The sequence below is a fragment of the Streptomyces sp. MK7 genome (genome assembly GCF_032658145.1).
Taxonomy (GTDB): Bacteria; Actinomycetota; Actinomycetes; order Streptomycetales; family Streptomycetaceae; genus Streptomyces; species Streptomyces spiralis.
The window spans coordinates 1-20,048 of the sequence record NZ_JAVACL010000074.1 but is presented as its reverse complement, the minus strand read 5'-3'; the positions used below and the strand labels follow the sequence as shown (position 1 = coordinate 20,048).

General features: G+C 70.7%; 15 protein-coding genes and 3 pseudogenes. 8 read left to right on the top strand and 10 right to left on the bottom strand.

Features of this window, described 5'->3' with window-relative positions; all coding sequences use genetic code 11:
• Positions 1-1,433, bottom strand: a 1,433-nt coding sequence (locus R2S09_RS37995; RefSeq protein WP_306192804.1) for a serine/threonine-protein kinase, incomplete at its 3' end; no start/stop codon positions are given.
• A 67-nt stretch (positions 1,434-1,500) separates the two neighbouring features.
• On the opposite strand from R2S09_RS37995, the pseudogene R2S09_RS37990 reads away from it, so the two are divergent.
• The 4 genes and pseudogenes from R2S09_RS37990 to R2S09_RS37980 all read left to right on the top strand — a co-directional run.
• A pseudogene (locus R2S09_RS37990) lies at positions 1,501-1,771 on the top strand (ATP-binding protein); the annotation flags it as partial.
• Between the two features lie 590 nt (positions 1,772-2,361).
• Complete coding sequence (locus R2S09_RS37985) at positions 2,362-4,872, top strand: SpoIIE family protein phosphatase (protein WP_316745699.1); 2,511 nt, start codon at positions 2,362-2,364, stop codon at positions 4,870-4,872.
• Positions 4,873-5,017: 145 nt separating this feature from the next.
• A pseudogene (locus R2S09_RS40825) lies at positions 5,018-5,107 on the top strand (WhiB family transcriptional regulator); the annotation flags it as partial.
• A gap of 195 nt (positions 5,108-5,302) precedes the next feature.
• Positions 5,303-6,067 carry an SDR family NAD(P)-dependent oxidoreductase gene (locus tag R2S09_RS37980; protein WP_306192802.1) on the top strand — a complete coding sequence of 255 codons (765 nt, stop codon included), beginning with the start codon at positions 5,303-5,305 and terminating at the stop codon, positions 6,065-6,067.
• A gap of 50 nt (positions 6,068-6,117) precedes the next feature.
• On the opposite strand, the gene R2S09_RS37975 is transcribed toward R2S09_RS37980, so the two are convergent.
• Together R2S09_RS37975 and R2S09_RS37970 are read right to left on the bottom strand one after the other, a co-directional pair.
• Positions 6,118-6,726, bottom strand: coding sequence for a TetR/AcrR family transcriptional regulator (locus R2S09_RS37975; protein ID WP_306192801.1), 609 nt, complete (start codon positions 6,724-6,726; stop codon positions 6,118-6,120).
• A gap of 91 nt (positions 6,727-6,817) precedes the next feature.
• On the bottom strand, positions 6,818-7,483 hold the full coding sequence (locus R2S09_RS37970; RefSeq protein ID WP_316745697.1) for a TetR/AcrR family transcriptional regulator: 666 nt from the start codon (positions 7,481-7,483) through the stop codon (positions 6,818-6,820).
• Positions 7,484-7,655: 172 nt separating this feature from the next.
• Between R2S09_RS37970 and R2S09_RS37965 the strand changes: the two genes are divergently transcribed.
• Entirely contained in the window at positions 7,656-8,687 is a 1,032-nt protein-coding gene (locus tag R2S09_RS37965; RefSeq protein ID WP_316745695.1) for a medium chain dehydrogenase/reductase family protein, read from the top strand.
• A gap of 410 nt (positions 8,688-9,097) precedes the next feature.
• Here R2S09_RS37965 and R2S09_RS37960 read toward each other — a convergent pair whose 3' ends face one another.
• The 3 genes from R2S09_RS37960 to R2S09_RS37950 all read right to left on the bottom strand — a co-directional run bounded on the left by R2S09_RS37960 (position 9,098) and on the right by R2S09_RS37950 (position 13,551).
• Positions 9,098-10,534: a hypothetical protein gene (locus R2S09_RS37960; RefSeq protein ID WP_316745693.1), complete on the bottom strand. Its 1,437-nt coding sequence runs from the start codon at positions 10,532-10,534 to the stop codon at positions 9,098-9,100.
• 78 nt (positions 10,535-10,612) lie between these two features.
• Positions 10,613-12,061 (bottom strand): ABC transporter substrate-binding protein, encoded by a 1,449-nt coding sequence (locus tag R2S09_RS37955; RefSeq protein ID WP_306192797.1) that lies wholly within the window; start codon positions 12,059-12,061, stop codon positions 10,613-10,615.
• Between the two features lie 98 nt (positions 12,062-12,159).
• Complete coding sequence (locus R2S09_RS37950; protein ID WP_316745691.1) at positions 12,160-13,551, bottom strand: C69 family dipeptidase; 1,392 nt, start codon at positions 13,549-13,551, stop codon at positions 12,160-12,162.
• A gap of 248 nt (positions 13,552-13,799) precedes the next feature.
• Between R2S09_RS37950 and R2S09_RS37945 the strand changes: the two genes are divergently transcribed.
• The gene (locus R2S09_RS37945; RefSeq protein ID WP_316745689.1) at positions 13,800-14,402 is read left to right on the top strand and encodes a transposase; all 603 of its coding nucleotides are present in this window, start codon (positions 13,800-13,802) and stop codon (positions 14,400-14,402) included.
• An 84-nt stretch (positions 14,403-14,486) separates the two neighbouring features.
• On the opposite strand, the gene R2S09_RS37940 is transcribed toward R2S09_RS37945, so the two are convergent.
• Positions 14,487-15,110, bottom strand: coding sequence for an MFS transporter (locus tag R2S09_RS37940; RefSeq protein WP_399145583.1), 624 nt, complete (start codon positions 15,108-15,110; stop codon positions 14,487-14,489).
• Between the two features lie 107 nt (positions 15,111-15,217).
• Here R2S09_RS37940 and R2S09_RS37935 point away from each other — a divergent pair, with 107 nt between their 5' ends.
• Entirely contained in the window at positions 15,218-15,481 is a 264-nt protein-coding gene (locus R2S09_RS37935; protein ID WP_316745685.1) for a hypothetical protein, read from the top strand.
• Positions 15,482-15,499: 18 nt separating this feature from the next.
• Here R2S09_RS37935 and R2S09_RS37930 read toward each other — a convergent pair whose 3' ends face one another.
• Positions 15,500-16,891: an alpha/beta fold hydrolase gene (locus tag R2S09_RS37930; RefSeq protein ID WP_316745681.1), complete on the bottom strand. Its 1,392-nt coding sequence runs from the start codon at positions 16,889-16,891 to the stop codon at positions 15,500-15,502.
• A 186-nt stretch (positions 16,892-17,077) separates the two neighbouring features.
• Between R2S09_RS37930 and R2S09_RS37925 the strand changes: the two genes are divergently transcribed.
• Positions 17,078-18,064, top strand: coding sequence for a winged helix-turn-helix domain-containing protein (locus R2S09_RS37925; RefSeq protein WP_316745679.1), 987 nt, complete (start codon positions 17,078-17,080; stop codon positions 18,062-18,064).
• Between the two features lie 189 nt (positions 18,065-18,253).
• Here R2S09_RS37925 and R2S09_RS37920 read toward each other — a convergent pair.
• Together R2S09_RS37920 and R2S09_RS37915 are read right to left on the bottom strand one after the other, a co-directional pair.
• Positions 18,254-19,326, bottom strand: a pseudogene (locus R2S09_RS37920) (RNA-guided endonuclease InsQ/TnpB family protein).
• A gap of 337 nt (positions 19,327-19,663) precedes the next feature.
• On the bottom strand, positions 19,664-19,873 hold the full coding sequence (locus tag R2S09_RS37915; protein WP_316745701.1) for a helix-turn-helix domain-containing protein: 210 nt from the start codon (positions 19,871-19,873) through the stop codon (positions 19,664-19,666).
• Between the last annotated feature and the right edge of the window lie 175 nt (positions 19,874-20,048).

Sequence of the window (20,048 nt, the reverse complement as noted above, 5' to 3'; positions counted from 1 at the left end):
AGGCCTCCGTCCGGGGACACCGCCACCCCGTACGGCTTGTAGCCGACACCGATGGGGTTGCCCACGGTGCGGTTGGTGGCGGTGTCGATCACCGACACCGAAGCCGGGCCGAAGTAGTTGGTCGCGTAGGCCCGGCGTCCGTCCGGGGACACCGCCACCCCGCCCGGGGATTTGCCGACCTGGATCGAGGACACGGACGGTGCGGTGGGACCCGAGGAACGGGACTGTGCCAGGTAGATGCCGCCGCCCGCCGCGGCAAGCGCCACCAGCGCCACCCCCGCAATGAGCCTGGTCCGTCGGTTTCCGGGCCGCGGCGGGCGGGGCCGCGGCCGGGCCTCGTCCCCTTTGCGCGGCAGCGGTTCCAGGGGCGGGCCGGCCGGCTCCTCTGTGCGCGGCAGTGGTTCCTGGGGCGGGCCGGTCGGCTCCTCCGGCTCGGCCGGCGACAGGATCACGGTCGGCGGGGCCGGTTCCTGGGGGCGCGGCGGCTTCGAGGCGGGGGGCCGCTCGGGCGGCGGCACCTCCGGTGAGGGAGCCGGTTGCGGCAAAGGGAACGGGTGGGGCTGGTCGGCGATGGAGGCGAGCCGCCGGGCGGCCTCCTCACCGTCCATCCTGTCCGCGGGGTCCTTGGCCAGCAGCCCGATGAGGACCGGGGTCAGCTCCGTCGCCTGGCGCGGCAGGCTCGGGGACTCGAACAGCAGGGCGGTCAGCGTGGCGAGGGCGGTGTCGCGGTCGAAGGGACCGGCCCCCTCGAGGGCGTAGTACAGGGTGGCCCCGAGCGAGAACAGGTCGGCGGCAGGGGTGGGCGGCTGACTGTTGGCCCGCTCCGGGGCCATGAAGCGCGGCGTCCCGAGGACCTCCATGGTGGCGGTCAGGCGGTCCTCCCCGGAGCTCGGCTCCAGCGCGATGCCGTAGTCGGTGAGCATCACCTGGCCGCCGCCCTCCGTCGGATAGGAGGGCTGGGGCCCCGGATGGGTCAGCAGGATATTGGCCGGTTTGACGTCCCGGTGCAGGACACCGAGCCGGTGTCCCTCCAGCAGGGCGTCGAGGACCGCCAGACCGATCCGGGCGACTTCGCCGGGCGGCAGCGGCCCCTGCTCACGCACCACCGCCTCCAGATCCATGGCATCGGGCACGAACTCCATGACGATCCACGGCAGGCCGCCCTCCTCCACGATGTCGTGCACGGTGACGACATGCGGATGGTTGCGCAGCCGGGCGGCGTGCCGGGCCTCACCGCGGGCCCTCGCGATCCGGCAGCGCACCTCGCATTCGGGGACGTCCGGCGGCAGAACGATCTCCTTGAGCGCGACCTCGCACGCCAGTTCCTGGTCGTACGCCAGCCACACACGTCCCATGCCGCCGGTACCGAGCCGACGCAGAAGCCGGTAACGTCCGATGATCACGCGCCCGGCGGCCTCTTGCGCTCCTGACATGGCGCTCCTCTTCCAGCACGGCCAGCAGGGGTTCCTCGGCGACCGCTGAAGAGTCTCTTTCCACGTATTGCATATCGCTCGAAGAACGGCAAGTCACACCCACCGGCACGATCCTCAACCGGGCTACCTCGGCTTCCCCGACCTGGTGCTGTCCGAGGAACTGGCCGTCCGTGACGACCGTCGCTTCCGCGGCGGGCTGTGGACCTCCAAGCTCGGTCAAGGACCCGGCCACCCTCTCGTTCGTCGAGGCCGAGGCGGACGCCGCCCTGCCCGGGCCGCCCGGAGCGGGCAGGACACACATCGCTGTCACCCTCGCGGTCACGGCCCGCCGGGCCGGCTGCCGAACACTTGCCCAGTGCTCCACCCTTCAGGGTGGAGGTGTAGGGCACCCTGCCCGTAGCGGCCCGAAGGGGCGCAGCGGCATGGCTGAGATCGCCTTGTCCGACGACGGAGTTGTCGGACCTACCGCCGGACGGGCGGGAAGTCAGGCCTGCGGAGGCCGTGCAAGACCGACCCTCACCGGTCGGCAGTGGCCTGTGAAACAGGAACCCGAGGTGGTACCGCGTAGCGGTACGGACCAGAATCTCCTGCCTCGGGCAGGAGAGGGCGTCAAACGAATGCCTTGAATACGGGGGATGCCCCTGACTGACACAGGCAGGCCCAGGCCGGTTCCAGCCGCCGCACATCTCCTGAGATTTTCGTTATCCGCTCATGCAGGTGACGTTACGGAACCACCCTCGGTACCCGGCCCCGCACACAGCGCACCGCCCACTGCGGGCGGTCCGCGCCCCGCCTGGCCCGGGCACCTCACCAAGCACCGTGCTGGTACTTCCTGCCCCGCAGGATCATGCTTGTAGGTAGGGACCTGGCCGTGGAGGTTCCCCCCGGGAACAGCGGTCGAGGAACGAGCGAGGCGAGATGAGCGCCGATGGAGCACCCTCCCACTCCTCCTGGTGAACGGCCGGGCGAGGCGGCCGCCCCGCTCGAGCCGCCCCGCACCGCCACCGTCACGGCCACAGCCACTGTCGACGAACACGGCATCGTGACGGGGTGGGACGAGGGCGCCCGGCGCCTGCTCGGCTACGAGCCCTCACAGATCATCGGCCGCCCTGCCACCCGCCTGCTCGCCGACGACACCGGCGAGGCCGCCCGCCGGGCGGCCGGGCACCAGGCGGCCGGCGAGGACCGGTGGAACGGCACCGTAGCGCTGCGCCACCAGGACGGCGGCCGCCTCGAACAGCACCTGCTCGCCCACCGCCGCACCCCCACCGGCGGTGCGGCCACCGAGTGGCTCCTTCTCTGCGCCGTGACCGGCCCGCCGCCGTACCCCGGAAACCACCCGCAAGACACACCGGGCGAGCGGGGGCAGGAGGAGGAGCCGGGTACGCCGAGGGAGCTGAAGGAGTGGGCGTTCGCGCAGTCCCCGTGCATCCTGGCCGTCTTCGGCACGGATCTGCGGCTCCTCGCGGCGAACACCGGCATGGAGCGCGCCCTCTCGCTCACCGAGGCCGAGATGCGTGGGCTGCGCCTGGTGGACATCGCGCCGCACCCCGTGGGCGAGGAGATCCAGGCGCGGATGCGCCGGGTGCTCCAGGACGGCCGGCCGCAGTGGACCGAGGCCTTCCTCCCCGCCGCCCACGCCGGACGCGCCGACGGCCCAGAAAGCGGCCGGCCGGTGTCGCTCACCGCGCTGCGCGACGGAGCGGGCCGGCTGCGGGGCGTGTGCCTGACCGCGTACCAGGGGCACGCGGAGAGGGAGCGGATGCTGCTGAACGAGGCCGGCACCCGTATCGGCACCACCTTGGACATCGCCCGTACAGCCCAGGAACTCACCGACGTCGCCGTCCCCCGCCTCGCGGACTTCGCCGCCGTCGACCTGCTCCCCGCGCGCGGTGGGGAAGCGGGCGCCACCGCCCTGGCCGGGCCGATCACCATGCGCCGCGCCGCCGTGCGCTCGGTCCTGGAAGGAAACCCCGAGTCCCCGGTCGCCGTCGGCGAGTCCAGCACCTTCCCGGCGCTGTCCCCGGTGGCCGAATGCCTGGGAAAGGACCGCGGGACGCTCTACGAGATGACCGGCCCCGCCCTTGCCCGGTGGGCCGGCGAGGACCCAGGTGCGGCCCGGCTCCGCCAGTGGGGCACACACTCGCTCATGGTGGTGCCGCTGCGCGCCCGAGGCACCACCCTGGGCGCCGCCCTCTTCAGCCGCCACCACAACCCCGCCCCCTTCACCCCCCAGGACCTGCAGCTGGCCGAGGAGCTCACCGCCCGGGCCGCCCTGAGCATCCACAACGCCCGGCGCCACACCCCCGAACGCACCACCGCCATGACCCTGCAGCGCAGCCTGCTCCCGCGGGTCCTGCCCGAGCAGGCCGCCCTCGAGATCGCCTCCCGCTACCTGCCCGCCGACCCCCTGGCCGGCGTCGGCGGCGACTGGTTCGACGTGATCCCGCTGTCAGGTGCACGCGTCGCCCTCGTCGTCGGCGACGTCGTCGGCCACGGCATCCGCGCCTCGGCCACCATGGGCCGGCTGCGCACCGCGGTACGCACCCTGGCCGACGTCGACCTGCCGCCCGACGAACTGCTCACCCACCTCGACGACCTCGTCATCCACCTCTCCGCCGACGAAGCCACCCCCGAAGGCGCCCCCGAAGGCGCCGGCGGCATCGGCGTCACCTGCCTCTACGCCGTCTACGACCCCGTCACCCGCCGCTGCACCCTCGCCCGGGCCGGCCACCCCCCGCCCGCCGTCGTCACTCCCGACGCCGCCTACCTCCTCGACGTTCCCGCCGGCCCCCCGCTCGGCCTGGGCGGCCTGCCGTTCGAGGCCACCGAGACCGAACTACCCGAAGGCAGCCTGCTCGCCCTCTACACCGACGGCCTCCTCGAACGCCGAGACCACGACATCGACGAAGCCTTCGACAAGATGTTCGCCGGCCTCGTCCGCCCCGCCCACACCCTCGACACCGTCTGCGACCACGTCCTCACCGCCACCCTCACCCACCGCCCCGACGACGACATCGTCCTGCTCATCGCCCGCACCCGCGCCCTCAGCGCCGACCGCGTCGCCGCCTGGGACCTGCAGCCCCACCCCGCCGTCGTCGCCCGCGTCCGCCAAAATGCCACCGCCCAGCTCTCCACGTGGGGACTGACCCAGGCCGGCTTCATCACCGAACTCATCGTCAGCGAACTCGTCACCAACGCCATCCGCTACGGCAAACCCCCCGTCCAGTTCCGCATGATCCACCACAACACCACCCTCATCTGCGAAGTCTCCGACACCAGCAGCACCACCCCCCACATGCGCCGCGCCCGCTTCTACGACGAAGGCGGACGCGGCCTCCTCCTCGTCGCCCAACTCGCCGACCGCTGGGGCACCCGCCATACCCCCACCGGCAAGACCATCTGGGCCGAACAAAACGTCACATCCGACAATGAGTGAAGTTCCCCCGTCAGCTCGGGTCGGGCTTCCTGTCGCCTTCCGGTGGCACCGGGTTTGCGACGAAGGTGCCCCGGCCGTGCACTCTCAGGATGAGGCCGCGTTCCGGTAGTACCCGGGCTGCGCGCCGGATGGTGCTGCCTGCCGGTGCTGCCCCGTTGCCGCCGCCTGCCTGCAATGGGCCCTGTCTCACCCCGGCCTCACCCCGGAGGGCGTCTGGGCTGCCGCCACCGCCCGCGAGCGCGCTGTCCTGCGCCAGAGGCTCACCGCCCGGTTCGGCAAGGACCGAGCCGGCACTGTTTCTGGACTTGCCGGTCCATTTTTCCTTCCGCACAGTGGCACTGCCCTGGTCCTCCAGGGCCCCGACGGTCGCGGCGGCACCCGCCCTCCGGCCGCTCGGGTCCACACGGAACGACCTGCTGTGGGAGTGACCATGCCGAATCGGCTGGCAGGCAAGACCGCCCTGGTGACCGGGGCGACCAGCAACATCGGGCGGGCGATCGCGGAGGAGATCGCGGCCGAGGGGGCGCATGTCGTCGTCTCGGGCCGCAACCCCGAGCGCGGCGCGGAGGTGGTCGACGGGATCCGCGCACGCGGCGGTCGCGCCGACTTCGTCCGCGCCGACCTGGACGGCAGCGCCGCCGCCTCGCGGGCACTCGCCGAGGAGGCGGGCCGGGTCCTCGGCGGCCGGATCGACGTCCTCGTCAACAACGCCGGCATCTACCCCGCCGACAGCACGGCGGAGACCGACGAGAAGACCTTCGACGAGGTCTACGCGGTCAATGTGAAGGCGCCCTTCTTCCTCACCGCAGCCGTCGCGCCGGCCATGGCGGAGGCCGGGGGCGGGGCGATCGTCAACCTGGGGTCGTGGATCGCGCGGCTGGGCATTCCGATGGGTGCCCTCTACAGCTCCACCAAGGGCGCCGTCGAGACCCTCACCCGGGCCTGGGCGGCCGAGTTCGGGCCGCGGGGCGTGCGGGTGAACGCTATCTCCCCGGGCGTCGTGCTGCCGTCCGTTCCCGGCGAGGTCCACCCCGCCGAGACCATGATGAAAGGCACCCCCGCGGGCCGTATGGGCACGCCCGACGCCATCGCGAAGGCGGCTGTGTACCTGGCCGCCGACGAGTCCTCCTTCGTCCACGGCATCGTGCTCGACGTCGACGGCGGCCGAACCACCGCCGCCGTGATCGCCGCCTGACGCCCGGTGCCGACCGGCGGCGCCTGCCCCGCCGAGGCCGGGGGGAGGGGTCAGTCCCCGGCGCGTCCGGTCCGGCGCAGGTCGGCGATCCCCTGGTCGAGCGCGGCGCGCAGGTGGGCCGACCGGCCCGTGGACAGCAGGATCGACACACCGCCCTGGATCGCGGCCAGCAGGGCCGCGGCCCTCGCGTCGACGTCGACGTCCGAGGGCAGCCTGCCGGCGGCCTGCAGGGCTCGGATGCCCGCCGCCAGGCCCTCCTGCCAGCGCCGCATCAGCTCGATCACGATCGCCCGCGCGCCGGGGGTGGAACGCCCGATCTGAAAGAACAGCGACCCGAGCGGGCAATGGTCGCCCTGCGCCTCGTAACGCTCGACGACCACGTCCCGCCACCGCTCCCAGGCCTCCCAGGAGTCCAGGCGGCCGAGATGGGGCTGCTGGTCCTCGATCACCTGATCGGCCTCGAACCGGGCGACCGCCAGCAGCAGTTCGTCCTTGCCGGCCGGGAAGTAGTGGAACAGCTGGCTCTTGCTGGTGCGGGTGCGCGCCATGATGTCGTCCAGCGTCGCCCCGGTGACACCGCGCTCCCGCAGGACCTCGGCGGCTCCCTCGACGATCCGGCCGCGCGTGGCCCTGCCCTTCGCCGTCAGCTTCCCGGTCATGCCGACCCCCACGGAATGGACTGGTCGGTCCACTGTAGTCGGCCGGTTCGTTCATCCGCCCGCCCGCAGCCTTTGTGCCTGGAGGGGCTGCCTACTGGCTCAGGTGGCGCAGTTCGCTGTCGTACAGCTCGGCGGGGTCGAGGCCCATGCCGGTGAAGTGGCCTGCCAGTTCCAGGGAGAGGAGGCCGTGCAGGCGGGTCCAGAAGAGCAGGGCGCGGCGCAGGGCGGCCGGTTCCGCGGGGTGGCCGGCCGTCCATTGCCGGTGCTGGGCGAGGTGGGCCTCCAGGCGGGCGTCGGGGTGGCCGTCGTCCGGGCTTTCGGCGGCTGCGCCGGCCGACTGGGCGGCGTCGAGGAGGGTTTCCATGATCTCGGATGCGATCGCGGTGACGTCGTCGGGTGCGTGGTAGCCGGGGACCGGTGTGCCGTAGATGAGGTAGTAGCGCTGGCGATCGTCCAGTGCCCATGCGCGCAGCGTGCGTCCCAGTCCCGCCAGGTCCGCACCCGATCCGGCGGCGGTGCCGATGGTGTCCGCGAGGCTGCGGTAGGCGTCGCGGATCAGTTCGGTGATCAGCTCGTCCCGGCTGGCGAAGTACCGGTAGAGCGCGGGGCCGCTCATGCCCATCTGCTTGGCGATGGCGTTCAGGGACAGCCCCGGTGCCCCCGCGGCGGCGATCTGCTCCCAGGCCCGTGCCTTGATCTCCGCCCGAAGCTGGGCCCGGTAGCGCTCGCGGGGTGTCTCCTTGCCCGCAACGGCCATGTACTCATCCCTTCCGCGTGTGATCACCGGCTCCTGGGGATCCGGGCGAGCTCGACGCCACACTCTGGTTAGACCCTATTACGAACGCTCTTGACTGTCACTCCATCGCAGTTATAACTTCTAACTAGAGCGTCAGCCAGTAACTGCGCTGGTCGGGTCGATGGAGGTCGTCATGAACGCTGGAGCAATGGTCGAGGTCGTGCTGCCGGGCAAGGTCGAGCCGGAGGGGCTGCAGGTGCGGCACGGGGCCGTTCCTGCCGCCGGACCGGGCCAGGTCGTGGTCCGCATGGAGGCGACCGGTGTCTCCTTCGCCGAGCAGCAGATGCGCCGCGGCCGCTACTACGACCAGCCGCCCTTCCCGTTCGTCCCCGGCTACGACCTGGTCGGCACCGTCATGGCGGCGGGCGACGGCGTCGCTCCCAGCCTGGTGGGCACCCGGGTGGCCGCGCTGCTCAAGGTCGGCGGCTGGGCCAGCCACGTGGTCGTCGACGCCGCCGACCTGGTGCCGGTCCCGGACGGGATCGGCGCTGCGGAGGCGGAGACCGTGGTGATCAACGGCATCACCGCCTGGCAGATGCTGCACCGCAAGGCCCGCATCCGCGCCGGGCAGACCGTCCTGGTCCACGGCGCCAACGGGGGAGTGGGGTCCGTCCTGGTCCAGCTCGCCCACGCCGCGGGAGCGAAGGTGATCGGCACCGCGTCCGCCCGCCACCACGAGGCGCTCCGCACCCTGGGCGTCACCCCCGTCGACTATCGCAGCGAGAACATCCCGGCCCGCGTCCGTGAGCTCGCCCCGGGCGGCGTGGACGCGGTCTTCGACCACGTCGGCGGCCGCAGCGTCATCGGCTCCTGGCGTCTTCTCGCGCCCGGCGGCACGCTCGTCTCCTACGGCAGCGCCTCGACCCGGGACGATGAGGGCTCCAAGCAGTGGCCTGTGCTCAAGCTGCTGGGCCGCATCTGGGTGTGGGACGCCCTGCCCAACGGCCGCCGCGCCTACTTCTTCAACGTCTGGGCCGGCCGGGCCCTCAGCCCCAGCCGCTTCCGCGCCCGGCTGCACGCCGACCTCACCGAGGTGTTCGCGGCGCTGAAGCGCGGCGAGATAACCGCCCGGATCGCCGCCGAGCTGCCCCTCACCCGCGTCGCCGAGGCGATGCGGCTGGCCGAGTCCGGCACCGTCGCCGGAAAGGTCGTGCTGCACGCCTGACGCCGGACGGTGAAGCCGCGGATGTGCACAGTGCGGGTGCGTATTTCCATGACGAACAAGGGATGGAAGAGTCCTACGGCCCGCGGCCGTGCTCCACCGCCCGCTCACCGCGGAGAGGACGCAACTCGCTGGCCCGGCTGATCACTTGGTGCCCACGCGGAAAGTCGGCCGCCCACCACCCCGCCGGCCGGCAGGTACCAACGCAGGCGGCGAGTGCGGTGGCGTTGATCCCCTTCTTGCGGGTGAGGACATTCCCACGTGGCGAGATGGAGGGGCCGCTTGTCACAGCACCGGGTGCGGTGCACGTCTGGTCCGGGTGTGATGCCGCGTGGGGCGTACCGACTCCGGCGGCACAGGTGGTCGTGTGGGCCGGTCTCCGCGGGAATAGCCGTGGCCCGGGTGTTCGACCTCTACGTGAGGGCGCTCTGCGGCTGTGCCGAGGCCTCGTCCACCTGGACGGGCTTGTAGTAGCGGCCCTTGGTCCCCGCAGTGAACGCGACGTGCAGGATGGGGCCGAGCAGCATCGAGATGAACGACGCGTAGTACACCGGGTACACGCCGCCGATGCCCAGCGCGCCGACCAGCACCGCCAGTCCGAGCGAGGCCAGACCACAGGGGTTCCAGGACCGCACCTCGTGCGGTTCGAACTCGATGTTCTCCGACCGGCCGAGCTTCATCCAGCGGCGGCACACGAAGTAGTCGGCGAGGATGATCAGAACCCAGGTGTTGGTGAGGACACCCGTGACAGCCAGGAACGTCCCCAGGTGGTTGATGACGTTGAATGCGTAGAAGACCACGCCCAAAATCCACACCAGGTACGTCCAGTACTGGCGGCCAGGGCGGAAGTTGGCGGCGACGTCGAATCCGGACGAGAGCGCGATGGAACCCCCGTACAGGTTCATGACGTTGATGCGGATCTGGGTGATGACGGCGAAGACGACACCCACACCGCCCATGAGGTACACGAACATGAAGCCCGGGTCCTGGGCGTTGGACTGCGCGTTCGGTCCGTGCAGTTCGTTCAGCAGCGTGACGCCGATGAAGGCGCCCAGGAAGATCACGGCGAACATCGGGATGAGCTCACCGAGCATGATGGTGGCGGTGCCGCGGTAGCGGACGTTGCGGGAGGCGAAACGCCCGTAGTCGGTCGCCATCAGGCCCTGGAAGATCATCTGGCCGTTGGCGAGGCTGAATGCGCTCCACATCGCCACGCTGCCCGTGGCCCCGGTGGCGTGCCAGCCGTCCACGCTGACCGGGGTGTGAGCCGTGAACATCTTGTACAGGCCCCAGCCGAGCAGGATCAGGAACACCGGGAAGCCCCAGGACTGGAGGAACGACATGGCGTGCATGCCGCGTCGGACCACCAGCAGGGTGACCAGGCCCACCACGGCAAAGATGCCGATGCCGGCGATGGAGTTGATGTCGACCTTGAAATACTCCGCGATCGCGTGCGAGACGATCGTTCCCTCGAAGAGGAAGTAGAAGACGTAGTTGATGGCGTAGATGAACGAGGTGACTGCCGCGCCCCGACTGCCGAAACCAAGACCCCGGCTGAGCAGGTTCTGCGACAGGCCTTCCCGGCTCGCCATGCGCATGGTGAGCATGCCGATCAGCACGGAGCCGATGAAGAAGTACGCGATCGGGCCGAGCATCCCGGGCCATCCCACGAGGAAGGCCTGCTGGGCACCGAAGGAGAAGAAGAACATCGCGGTGGCGTTGCCGAGGAGCACGAGGCTGATGGCGGGTATGGGCCACCGCAGATTCGCGGGGACGCGGTTGATTGCGAAGCTCTCGATCTGGTCGTCGATCGATGTCGTCGGTCCTCTGAATTTTGCCAGTACGCTCATGGTGCACCTTTCCTCGGGCATGGGTGGCCGTAGGGACATCCGGCATGCCGTTCTGGTCCCACCTCACGTCTGTCTGGTTCACGCTCCGGCTACGGCGACCGGTGTCCCGATGGGGCGGGGGCCGTCCCACACGAGGCGGAGATTGCCGAGCGTGCGATAGACGTGAAGACTCATCTCGTTGTCGACCAGTTCGGCCGACGAGTGGTACTGCTGAATGGTGCCGACGAACCTGTTGAGAACGCCGTTCTCCTTCCAGGCCTCGTGGTCCACCGCGACGTGGGGCGGCAGGAAGTTGCGCCGCAGACAGCGCCGTGTGGCGCTCTCGATCACCTTCGAGTCGACACCGGGGAATTCCAGTTGAGCCACCCGGACCGCTTCGTCCGGGAAAGCATGGGCGTACTGGCACGCTTTTTCCAGCGCGGCGATCACCGCTTTGTGCTGTGCGGGCTTGTCCTGCACGTTGCCACGCCGGGTAGCAAGAGCCGACAGCAGATACGGGCCGAAATAGGTGGAGAAGTCGAAGACCTCGCGTAGGCCCTGCGACATGGCCACGTCCGCCTGCGGCGGAAAGGCGAGGCAGATGTCGGCCTGCCCGGCCAGGACGCGAGCCGGTTCGGTGCCGATCGGCACCTGGAGGCCGCGGTAGGAAGACTCGGGGCCCGCCTGGTAAAGGAACTGAAGGTAGCGCAGCAGGGCCCACTGCGAGTCGGGCTGGGGCTGGGTGGCGACGGTGCGCCCGGCGATGGTGCGCGTGCTGAAGACACGCGGGTCGTCGGTGGCCTCCACGGCCGGGTCCGCGGCCAGCGCCAGGATGGCCTGCCCGTTGCAGATGCTGCCGACCACGACCGCGTCCCCGATCCCTTGTTCGAAAGCGCGGACGGTGAACACCGGATCATGGACCGAGTAGTCGGCGATGCCCGCCTCCACCGCGGACCAGGCCTCGGTGCCGCCGCCGGCGGTGGTGATCTCGACCCGTACTCCTTCGTCCGCGAAGAAACCGACGTCATGGGCGATGTACAGCGGCAGATACAGCAGCGAGTGGTACGCCTGGGCGATCCGCACGACCGCCTGCGGTGCCTCCTCGGCCACGGAGGGCCTGGGAGGTGCGTCGGCAGGGGCGGGCTCGGTGCCGGCCAGCAGCGCCGTGATCGACGCCGAGGGCAGGCCCAGCATCAGTGACTCGCCGATGAACGCCCGCTGGGTCAGGTCACCGCGCTGGTAGCGCTCCACCAGCGCGTCGAGCGCGCGCCCGGTGGTGACCGGAAGCCTGCGGCGTCGGACCAGCTCGCGGGCCCGTTCCCTTGTGTCGTCCTCGGTGAGCTCCGGGTCGGACCGGTCCCCGACCCGGTAGACCAGGTCCGCCTGCAAGCGGTCGAGGACTGCGACCGGGCGCAGCAGAATCGTTCCATCACCCTGGAGGACGACCTCGATCACGTCACCCTCGTGCAGCTCGGCCGCACGGCGCACCGGCATGGGAAGGGTGACCTGCCCATTGCTGCGGATGTGAACGGTTTCTGGACGGTCCATGGCCCCTTCAAATGATTCTTGAGATCTCAGATTCGACCTCTAGGTCGGTAGGATGGGTACGTCACATCGGCTTGTCAAGGCTTCTGGCGGGACGCCTTTCAGCCGGACAGCTGCGCGACGAGGTGGTCGAGGACCTCCAGTGCCTGCTGCGCACAGGACTCGGTGTAGTCGGCCAGGAAGTCCGCCATCGCCGTGTGACCGCTTTGCTCACGCAACACAAGCGCGTCCTTCTCCACCTGCGGGAGTTCGGCCGCCCACTGCCGTTCCAGGGCGTCGAACGCCCGCCGCACGATGGGCTGGTTCTCGTTGAAGCTCCACGCCTGCTCGCCGCCCTTGACCAGGTCGAGCAGCCGACGGAACCGCCACCAGTAGGACCCTTCGTCATACGTGTCCACCGGCGCCTGCTCGGCAGGACACTCCCGGACGCCGGCCGTCCCCGCCGCGGAAAAGATTGCGGGCACCCTCCCGGCGTCCACGAACACCGGCACGTACACACCGGTGCAGGGCGTCAGCGGCGTCCACCAAAGGTGAGTCAGCCCCTCCCCGCTCTTCGGCAGCACGAACACCGCCGAGCCGGCCGTGTCGCCCCAGGTGAAGTCCGACGGGTGGGAGTGCATGCACAGGCTCAGGAAGTCGGGCAGCGCCGCGCTGAAGTACGGGCCGCCCAGGAAGGTGTCCTCGTAGTGGTCGCGCAGCACCCGCTGGGCCTGGCCGAGCCCCACCCCACCGGCATCCACCGCCTCGCCGAGCAGTTGGCGTGAGCGCTGCAGCCGGATATGCGACAACTGCAGTGGCGTTCCAGGGTCGACGTAGGCCCGAGCGAAGTCGAAGGGTCGCCCCGGCGCGGACTCCCACCAGCCGGAATCCACCGCGTGCTCGACAAGGTCGCCGCTGGCGCGGTCCCACTGGGTGCGGATGGTCGGCTGGTTGGAGATGGCGTACGTCCCCGCGGTGACCCGTTTGGCGACCCAGCGGTGACCGCTGGTCTCCAGCACCCACGCTTCCTGGGCGTCGGCGATGAGGAAGGAGTTGTCATAGCCGCCCGTGACCGGCGGCTGCCCCACGACACCGGAGCCCCACTGTCCGTAGCGCTCCACCAGCGAGCAGATGACGTCGAGGGCCTCCCGTGCCGTGCGGCCCCGCTCCAGACCCAGGCGCACAAGTTCCATGCCGAGGATGCCGCCGTCCCGGGCGGCGCCGCCCTTGACCGCGGAGACCGTGGCCGCCCAGTCCCTGGTGAACAGGGCCTCATTGCCGATGGCCACACCCCATTCGTTGAGGCCCTCTTCGTGCCCCCAGCACCAGTAGGGCGAACCGCCCAGGTGCGCGTAGGACTCCTCGACGTCGTCAATCTCGACGTGGGCCAGCCCCAGGGTGGCACCCGCCGGTGCGGTGCGGCGCGGCAGGAAGCGCAGTGGTTGTGTGTCGGACACGGGGCGGTCGCTGTTCTTGGCCAGCAGGACGTGCCCTCCGGGCACGCTGTCGGCCATGGCCACGAAGGTGTCGCAGCTCCATGGAAGCACGGTGGTTTCTCCCGCTTCGGCTAGATCTGACTATCGGCTCGCTGGGTAGATCTGAGATCTCAGGATCGCGCCAAGTGGCACATTTGTCGACAGGTGCTTCCGCGGCCTCCCTCCACACGCCCGTCCCGCCGCCGGAAATCACCGGGTCAGGGCTTTTGATCGGGAGTCGCCGAGCATCGCTCACGAGGTGAAACGTGGCGGGACCACGCGGATCCATGCTCCGGCGAACACCGCCTTCCCCGGCCTGGAAGGATGTCGCAGTGCCCAAGCCGTATCCGAAGGAGTTCCGCGAGGATGTTGTGCGGGGCGCACGCAACCGCGAGCCCGGCGTCACGCTGGAACAGATCGCCGCCGACTTCGGCGTTCACCCGATCACGCTGTCGAAGTGGCTGCGTCGTGCCGACACCGACGAGGGCGCCAGGCCCGCAGCGGCGGGGCGCGTAAGAAAGGGCGCCTCATCCAAAACCCGACCCGCTGGAAACCGAGAGCGGCGTGCCCGGCCACGTCACCGGCCTGCCGACCTATCGCGCGTTGAGCGGGTGCGAGGACAGTGCGGGCTGACTGAGGCAGGGCAATCCGTTCACACCGGGTGGCGTGAAGATGCTCCGAGTCCCCTGCGCCGTCTGCGACCGGCCCGTCGCGGCCGGGCCGGTCGCCGGAAGCCCCAGCCAAGGGCCGGCTGTGGCGGCACGACCCTCTGTTGCCCGAAGGACTGCAACCTGCACCGGTCCTGTGCGCCACTGGTCCCCGGATACGCAGCAAACGGACACGAGATGATCCTGAGGGATGCGTGGGCACCCGTCCGTCACGAGCACTGATCTGGCCGCCCGTGCCGCGGGCGGGTGAACGGCGGACGAGCCGGCTCCCCACGAGGGTGGGGAACCGGCTCGTCCGGTAGTGCTTCAGTTGGTCTTGGCGTGGACCTGCCGACGGGAGCACAGGACGAGCGCTGCCAGGGCGGAGGCCAGCAGTGTGAATGCCGCAGTGGTGATGAACGAGGCGCGGGCGCCGGGGACGAACTGGCCGGGGACAGCCCCGGCGGCGTAGACCGAGACGATGACGGCGAGTCCGATGGCGCCGCCCAGCTGCTGGACCGTCTGGAGCAGGCCGGAGGCCGATCCGGCGTGCTGCGGCGCGACCCCGCCCATCACCGGGGAGGCGGCCGGCATGAAGGTCAGTCCGGCAGAGATGCCGTTGATCAGCAGGGGGCCGAGGACCGCGGTGACGTAGCCGCTGGTCGTGTCGATGTTGCTGAGCCAGACGTAGCTCGCGGTCAGGCCGAGGGTACCGGTGATCAGCAGCGGGGTCTGTCCGAAGCGGGCCACCAGCTGGGAGGCGATGCGTGCCATGGCGAAGATGCCCGGCGTCATCGGCAAGAACGCGGCCCCGGCGGCGATGGGGCCGAAGTGCAGCACCCGCTGGACGTACTGCACGACCAGGAAGAACGTCGCGATCTGGGAGCCGAAGACCAGGGTGGTGACGGCGAGAGCACCGAGGCGGCGTCGGTCGCGCAACAGGGCAGGCACCAGGTGGAGGCGCTGCGCAGCGGCGCGATCGACGTGGCCCTGCTGCGCCCGCCTGCGACCGAGCCTTCCCTGGTCGTCCACGCCCTGCGCCGGGACCGTGCCGCCTGATGCTCCTCTTCCTCCGCCTGCGCGAGCGCCTGCTGCCCTCGGCCGAGCCGCCTGTGCGGTACCTCATCGAGCGGCTCGGTCAGTTCATCATCGCCAACACCGAAGCCAACCTGTGCGCGCCGCGCTACAACCCGTCCCCCGCACAACGCATGGCACTGGAAGACGTCATCAAGACCCCCGCCTGCTGGGCACCCTCACTGTCGACCACGGACACCAGCCCTCTGCCCTACCCGAGCATCTCGTGGTGGTGGGACCACTGCTGAAGACCCCTTGACGGCGTGTCAGCGCCTCAAGAGGAAGTCGAACACCGCCTGACGGCCTTTGTCACTGGCCGCCCTGCTCTGCACCGAGTGTGCGGCGCCCGGCACCACCACGACCCGGGCTCGCGGTGTCAGCTTCTTCTGGTCGTACAGCCATTCCACCGGCGTCGACAGGTCCCGGTCCCCGCCGAGCAGCAGTACCGGTACGCCCGGAAGCCGGCGGTGCTCCGGCGGCAGCGGCGGCACCGGTGTGCGCGGCCAGTGCAGACAGCTGAGCATCGAGCCGAGGCCCGTCGCCGTGGCCGCGTCGAAGGGGCCGTAGTCGGCTGGGGTCAGGTCCGCGGCCGCTTTCTCCAGCGCCTCCCGGCGACCCGTCACCGGTGTGTCGGACCTGCCCCACGGATAGCGGCCGTCCAGGCACAGGGTCGAGGCGTGCAGCCCCTGGCTCAGCTCTTCCGCGGTCGCCGCGCTTCCCTGCCGTACGCCCGCGATCAGGCCCCGCAGGGCTGCGGGGTCGCCGCCCGCTGCCTGGTGCAGGGCGTCGATCACCGCCGCGTAGTCCGGGTCCACGAACTCCCAGGTGGTCAGCGCGTCCAGGACATCGACGCCGTTGTCGTACGTGGCCACCACTTCGGCCAGGTCCGCCGCCGGGTCCGTACGGCAGCCGATCGCCTCGCATGCCGCCGTCAGCACGCGCGGCGCCGCTCGCATGGCGGCGCGGTCCATCGGGTCGTAGCCGGTCTGCGGCACCACCGAGTCCAGTACCAGCCGAGCCACGTGCTGCGGATACGCCAGGGCGTACTGTTCGGCGGTGTACGTGCCGTAGGAGACACCGTCGAGCGTCATCTTCCGTACGCCCAGCGCCTGGCGCAGCAGTTCCAGGTCGGCGACCGTGTCACTCGTGCTGTAGAAGCGGCGGTCGGGGCCGATGGCCGCGGCGCAGTCCGTCACCGCCCGCGCGGTGGGCGGTGTGAGATCGGACGACCCCATCTCCTGCTGCAGCTGCGGGCATTGCAGCGCGCCTGCGCCGGTGCCGCGCTGGTCGATCATGACGAGGCGGTAGTCCTTCAGCAAGGGCGTCAGCTTCTTGCTCAGTCCTTCCACGAACGGCACGCCCGGCTGCCCCGGACCGCCCGTCAGGAACAGCAGTACGCCCTTGGGGGCCCGCACGTTGTCCGCCGTCGCGACCCTCAGGTCCAGCCGGCCCTGGACGCTGCCGCTGTGGTCGAGCGGGACCGTCAGCGTGCCGCAGCTGAAACCTTCCAGGCCGGGGCAGGCCGCGACGCCGGAGAGTCCCCCGCCGTCTCCGGCCGACGCCGCGGCCGGCCGGTCCTGCGCCGTCGACGTGCACGTCCCCGACAGCACCAGCATGCCGGCCAGGGCGACCGTCGCCAGCGCTCTGGGCCTGCGCATCCCCCGTGCCTTCTCGGCCCTCTGTGCTCCCCGCATCCCCGGCATCCCCCCGGTCCTCACGCGCCTGCGCGCCCCCTCGTCCCCGACGGCGACCAGAGTGCGCCGAGCGGGCCCGCTGGGCGAGTTTTCGTGCCACGATTCGAGCAGGTTCGAAGGGACACGGGACAGGGGGCAGCCGGGGGGGCCATGATCGAGCTCACCGTGGACGCCGGCGGGCTGGCCCGCTCCCGCTTCGCGCTGTCGCCGTTGCACGAGGTCGCGGCGACGCTGCTGCCATGGGGTTTGCGCCCGGACTCGGACGTCGACCCGTGGGTCGCGCGCGCCCGGCGCGTGCTGCGCCGTGCGCGGCTGCCTCTGCTGTCGGAGCTGGCCCTGGACGGCGGCGGTTATGTGCCGGATTTCCTCAGTCCGCATCCGTCCGGGCCCTCGCCCTCCGTCGAGGAGGAGCTGGAGCGGGTCCGGTCCACCCCGCCGGAGCGAATCGTGGGCGAGCTGGAAGCGCTGCGCAACGGCCGCCCGCGCAACGGCCTGGCGGGGTCGGAGCTGCCGCCGCAGGTGCGACGGGCGATGGCCCTGGGCGGCGGGTACGTCGCCCGGCAGGCCGCGAAGGAACTGCGGCGCTACTGGGACCTGGCCTTCGCCCCGTACTGGGAGGACGCGAAAGCCGTCCTCGAGTCGGAGGTCGACCGGTGCGCCGGTGTGCTGGCCCGGCGCGGCGCAGCCGCGCTCTTCAACTCGCTGCATCCCGGCATCCGGTGGTCCGACGGCACGCTGCGCGTCGACAGCCGGTTCACGGTGGAGCTGGTCGTGCCCCTGGTGATCGTGGTGCCGTCGCTGGTGGCGGCGGGGCCGGGCGTGGCCGTGGACCCGGTGCGGGACGGGCAGAGGCCCCCGATGGTGGCCTATCCGGTGCGGGGCACGGCCACCGCGCCGACGACTTCCTCCACCGAGCTGGCCCGGCTGCTCGGACCGACCCGCGCCGGGCTGCTCGCGGCGCTGGCGCGACCGGCTTCCACCGCGCAACTCGCGGCACGCCATTTCCTCAGTCCCGCGACGGTGTCGTACCACCTGGGCGTGCTGCACCGGGCGGGCCTCGTCACCCGCGCCCGGTCCGGACGGGCGGTGCTCTATCGCCGCACTCCGGCGGGATCCCGGCTGACGGAAAGCCGGTAGACACGACCCACGGTGCCGCCGCCCGTTCACCGGACTTCGCGTCCTTGTTCCCTACATCAATGCAGGCCGCAACAACCTCCTGGCCGACGGCGGCAAGCTGTCGGACGTCATCGACGGCTGAATCAACGGGAGCAGATCACGCTGACGAGATTGAATGCTCCCCTCCCTGAAGGGAAGGGGATTCCTGGCTCAGGCAGCCTCGCGGAGCGGCGCTCCGCGAGGTCTTACGCCCGCGACGCCAGCCGGGTTCAGACCCGCCCGGATGAGCATCACGCGGGCGGAGTTCTTGTCCCGAGGGGACACGGCTCCGCACGCGGTGCAGGTGTAGGTGCGTTCGGACAGCGGCAGTGCGTGCTTGGTTCTCGCTCCGCACCGTGCGCAGTCCATGGTGGTGTGCGCGGGATGCACCAGACGGACGTCCCGCGCGTGTTTGCGGCCCATCTCGACCAGGGCCTGCTTGGTGGCGCCGATCGCGGCGTCCGCCGCCTTGCGCGCCATCGACGACCGTGCGAGGAACTTCGGCCGGAAGCCCTCCACCGCGATCACGTCATGGTCGCGCACGACCTTCTTCGCCCACTTGCGGGCGGTGTCCTGCCGCTGCCGGGCGATCTTCGCGTACGTTCTCGCCCGCCACTTCTTCGCCTCCCGGTAGCCCTTCGACGCGGGCCGGCCCCTCTTCGGTCTGCGGCGGGCCATCATCCGGTCGTAGCGGGAGGGGCGGGGACGACGAAGGAGCAGTGCCAGGCGCCGAGACGGTCGCGGTAGACCCGCACCGAGGACGGCGCGGCGGGCAGAGCACGGGACCACACCACCCTCAGCACGGTCCCACCCGCCAGACACAGACGGCCGCCTTTGAGCCGGAAGCCGCGCCGGGTGTAGTTCAGCGTGGGCTGCGCCTCGCGCCTCTTCTTGCGCCGGGGCAGGCCCACCCGCCGTTTCAACGGCAGCCGGTCCTCGATGTCCTTCAACGCCTTCGTGCGGGAGGCGGCGAAGTCACGGACGGTCTGCTGCTGCACCAGCGAGGAGCCCGCCGCCAGCCACGGTGTCACCGCGCGGGCCTGGGTGAGCATCCTGTCCAGCCGGGCCGGACCACACGCCTCACCCTCCCGGTGGGCCCTCTGCGAGCGGGCCACACACTCGTTCCACAGCCACCGGCACCGGCCCCACTCCGCCTCCAGCCCCGCCCTCGCCGTGGCCGACACCCGCAACCGGTACGTGTACCGGGCGTGCCCGGACCCCTCGGCCTCCCGCACCGCCGTCACACCCGCCCCCTGGTCCTTGCCCCCGATCACCGGCACCGCCATGCGACCGTACACACGACACCCGAACAGTCGCACCCCTCTCCCGACCAGATCACCCAGAACAGCGAACACCACCAGGCATGTTGACCCTCGCCCGGCTCCGCCGGGCAAGCCGTCAGGGCGCTCCGCGCCCTGGGAAGCCGGATACGGCGGCGCTCCGCGCCGCTGTCACAGGATGCGATTCCTCACCGGCGAGAACGCCGGAGCCTCCTCGCAAGAAGCAGGTGAATGAAGCAAGAACGGCCCCTGGGAAAGGCCGGCGAACCAGCTATGACCACGGTCTCGGTCGATGTGGCCTTCATTGATGGCCTGGTGCATGTTGCGGCCGAGGTCCAGGGTGTGGTCCGCATCCTGGAAGGGCCCGCCACCTGCTCACCGTGTGCTCCTCGACGCCGAGCAGGGCGGCAACGTCTCTGTTGGAAGCGCCGGTTGCGCACTCCAGCACGATCCGGCAGCGCAGGGCCAGCGCCTGCGAAGAGGTCCGACGCCTGGCCCGGCGGTTCAACATCTCACGCTCGTCATCGGTCAGCGCCAGCTCGGCCTTCGGCCGTCCCGTCCTCGCCACCCGGCCATCATGCCGAACCGCCAAGCACTTACCGGGATTCTTGCAGAAAGTCCCGGCGTTCACGCCGGGGCTGAATGCATCTCAAGACTGCTCTGACGTGCACGTTAGAGCGGACGTT

Bases quoted from the DNA above. Each gene is read 5' to 3' on its own strand.
- R2S09_RS37980 (WP_306192802.1), top strand. From the start codon at position 5,303: ATGCCGAATCGGCTGGCAGGCAAGACCGCCCTGGTGACCGGGGCGACC.
- R2S09_RS37960 (WP_316745693.1), bottom strand. From the start codon at position 10,534: ATGAGCGTACTGGCAAAATTCAGAGGACCGACGACATCGATCGACGAC.
- R2S09_RS37985 (WP_316745699.1), top strand. From the start codon at position 2,362: ATGGAGCACCCTCCCACTCCTCCTGGTGAACGGCCGGGCGAGGCGGCC.
- R2S09_RS37945 (WP_316745689.1), top strand. From the start codon at position 13,800: ATGCTCCGGCGAACACCGCCTTCCCCGGCCTGGAAGGATGTCGCAGTG.
- R2S09_RS37925 (WP_316745679.1), top strand. From the start codon at position 17,078: ATGATCGAGCTCACCGTGGACGCCGGCGGGCTGGCCCGCTCCCGCTTC.
- R2S09_RS37970 (WP_316745697.1), bottom strand. From the start codon at position 7,483: ATGGCCGTTGCGGGCAAGGAGACACCCCGCGAGCGCTACCGGGCCCAG.
- R2S09_RS37950 (WP_316745691.1), bottom strand. From the start codon at position 13,551: ATGGCCGACAGCGTGCCCGGAGGGCACGTCCTGCTGGCCAAGAACAGC.
- R2S09_RS37935 (WP_316745685.1), top strand. From the start codon at position 15,218: ATGCTCCTCTTCCTCCGCCTGCGCGAGCGCCTGCTGCCCTCGGCCGAG.
- R2S09_RS37955 (WP_306192797.1), bottom strand. From the start codon at position 12,061: ATGGACCGTCCAGAAACCGTTCACATCCGCAGCAATGGGCAGGTCACC.
- R2S09_RS37975 (WP_306192801.1), bottom strand. From the start codon at position 6,726: ATGACCGGGAAGCTGACGGCGAAGGGCAGGGCCACGCGCGGCCGGATC.
- R2S09_RS37930 (WP_316745681.1), bottom strand. From the start codon at position 16,891: ATGCGCAGGCCCAGAGCGCTGGCGACGGTCGCCCTGGCCGGCATGCTG.
- R2S09_RS37915 (WP_316745701.1), bottom strand. From the start codon at position 19,873: ATGTTGAACCGCCGGGCCAGGCGTCGGACCTCTTCGCAGGCGCTGGCC.
- R2S09_RS37965 (WP_316745695.1), top strand. From the start codon at position 7,656: ATGAACGCTGGAGCAATGGTCGAGGTCGTGCTGCCGGGCAAGGTCGAG.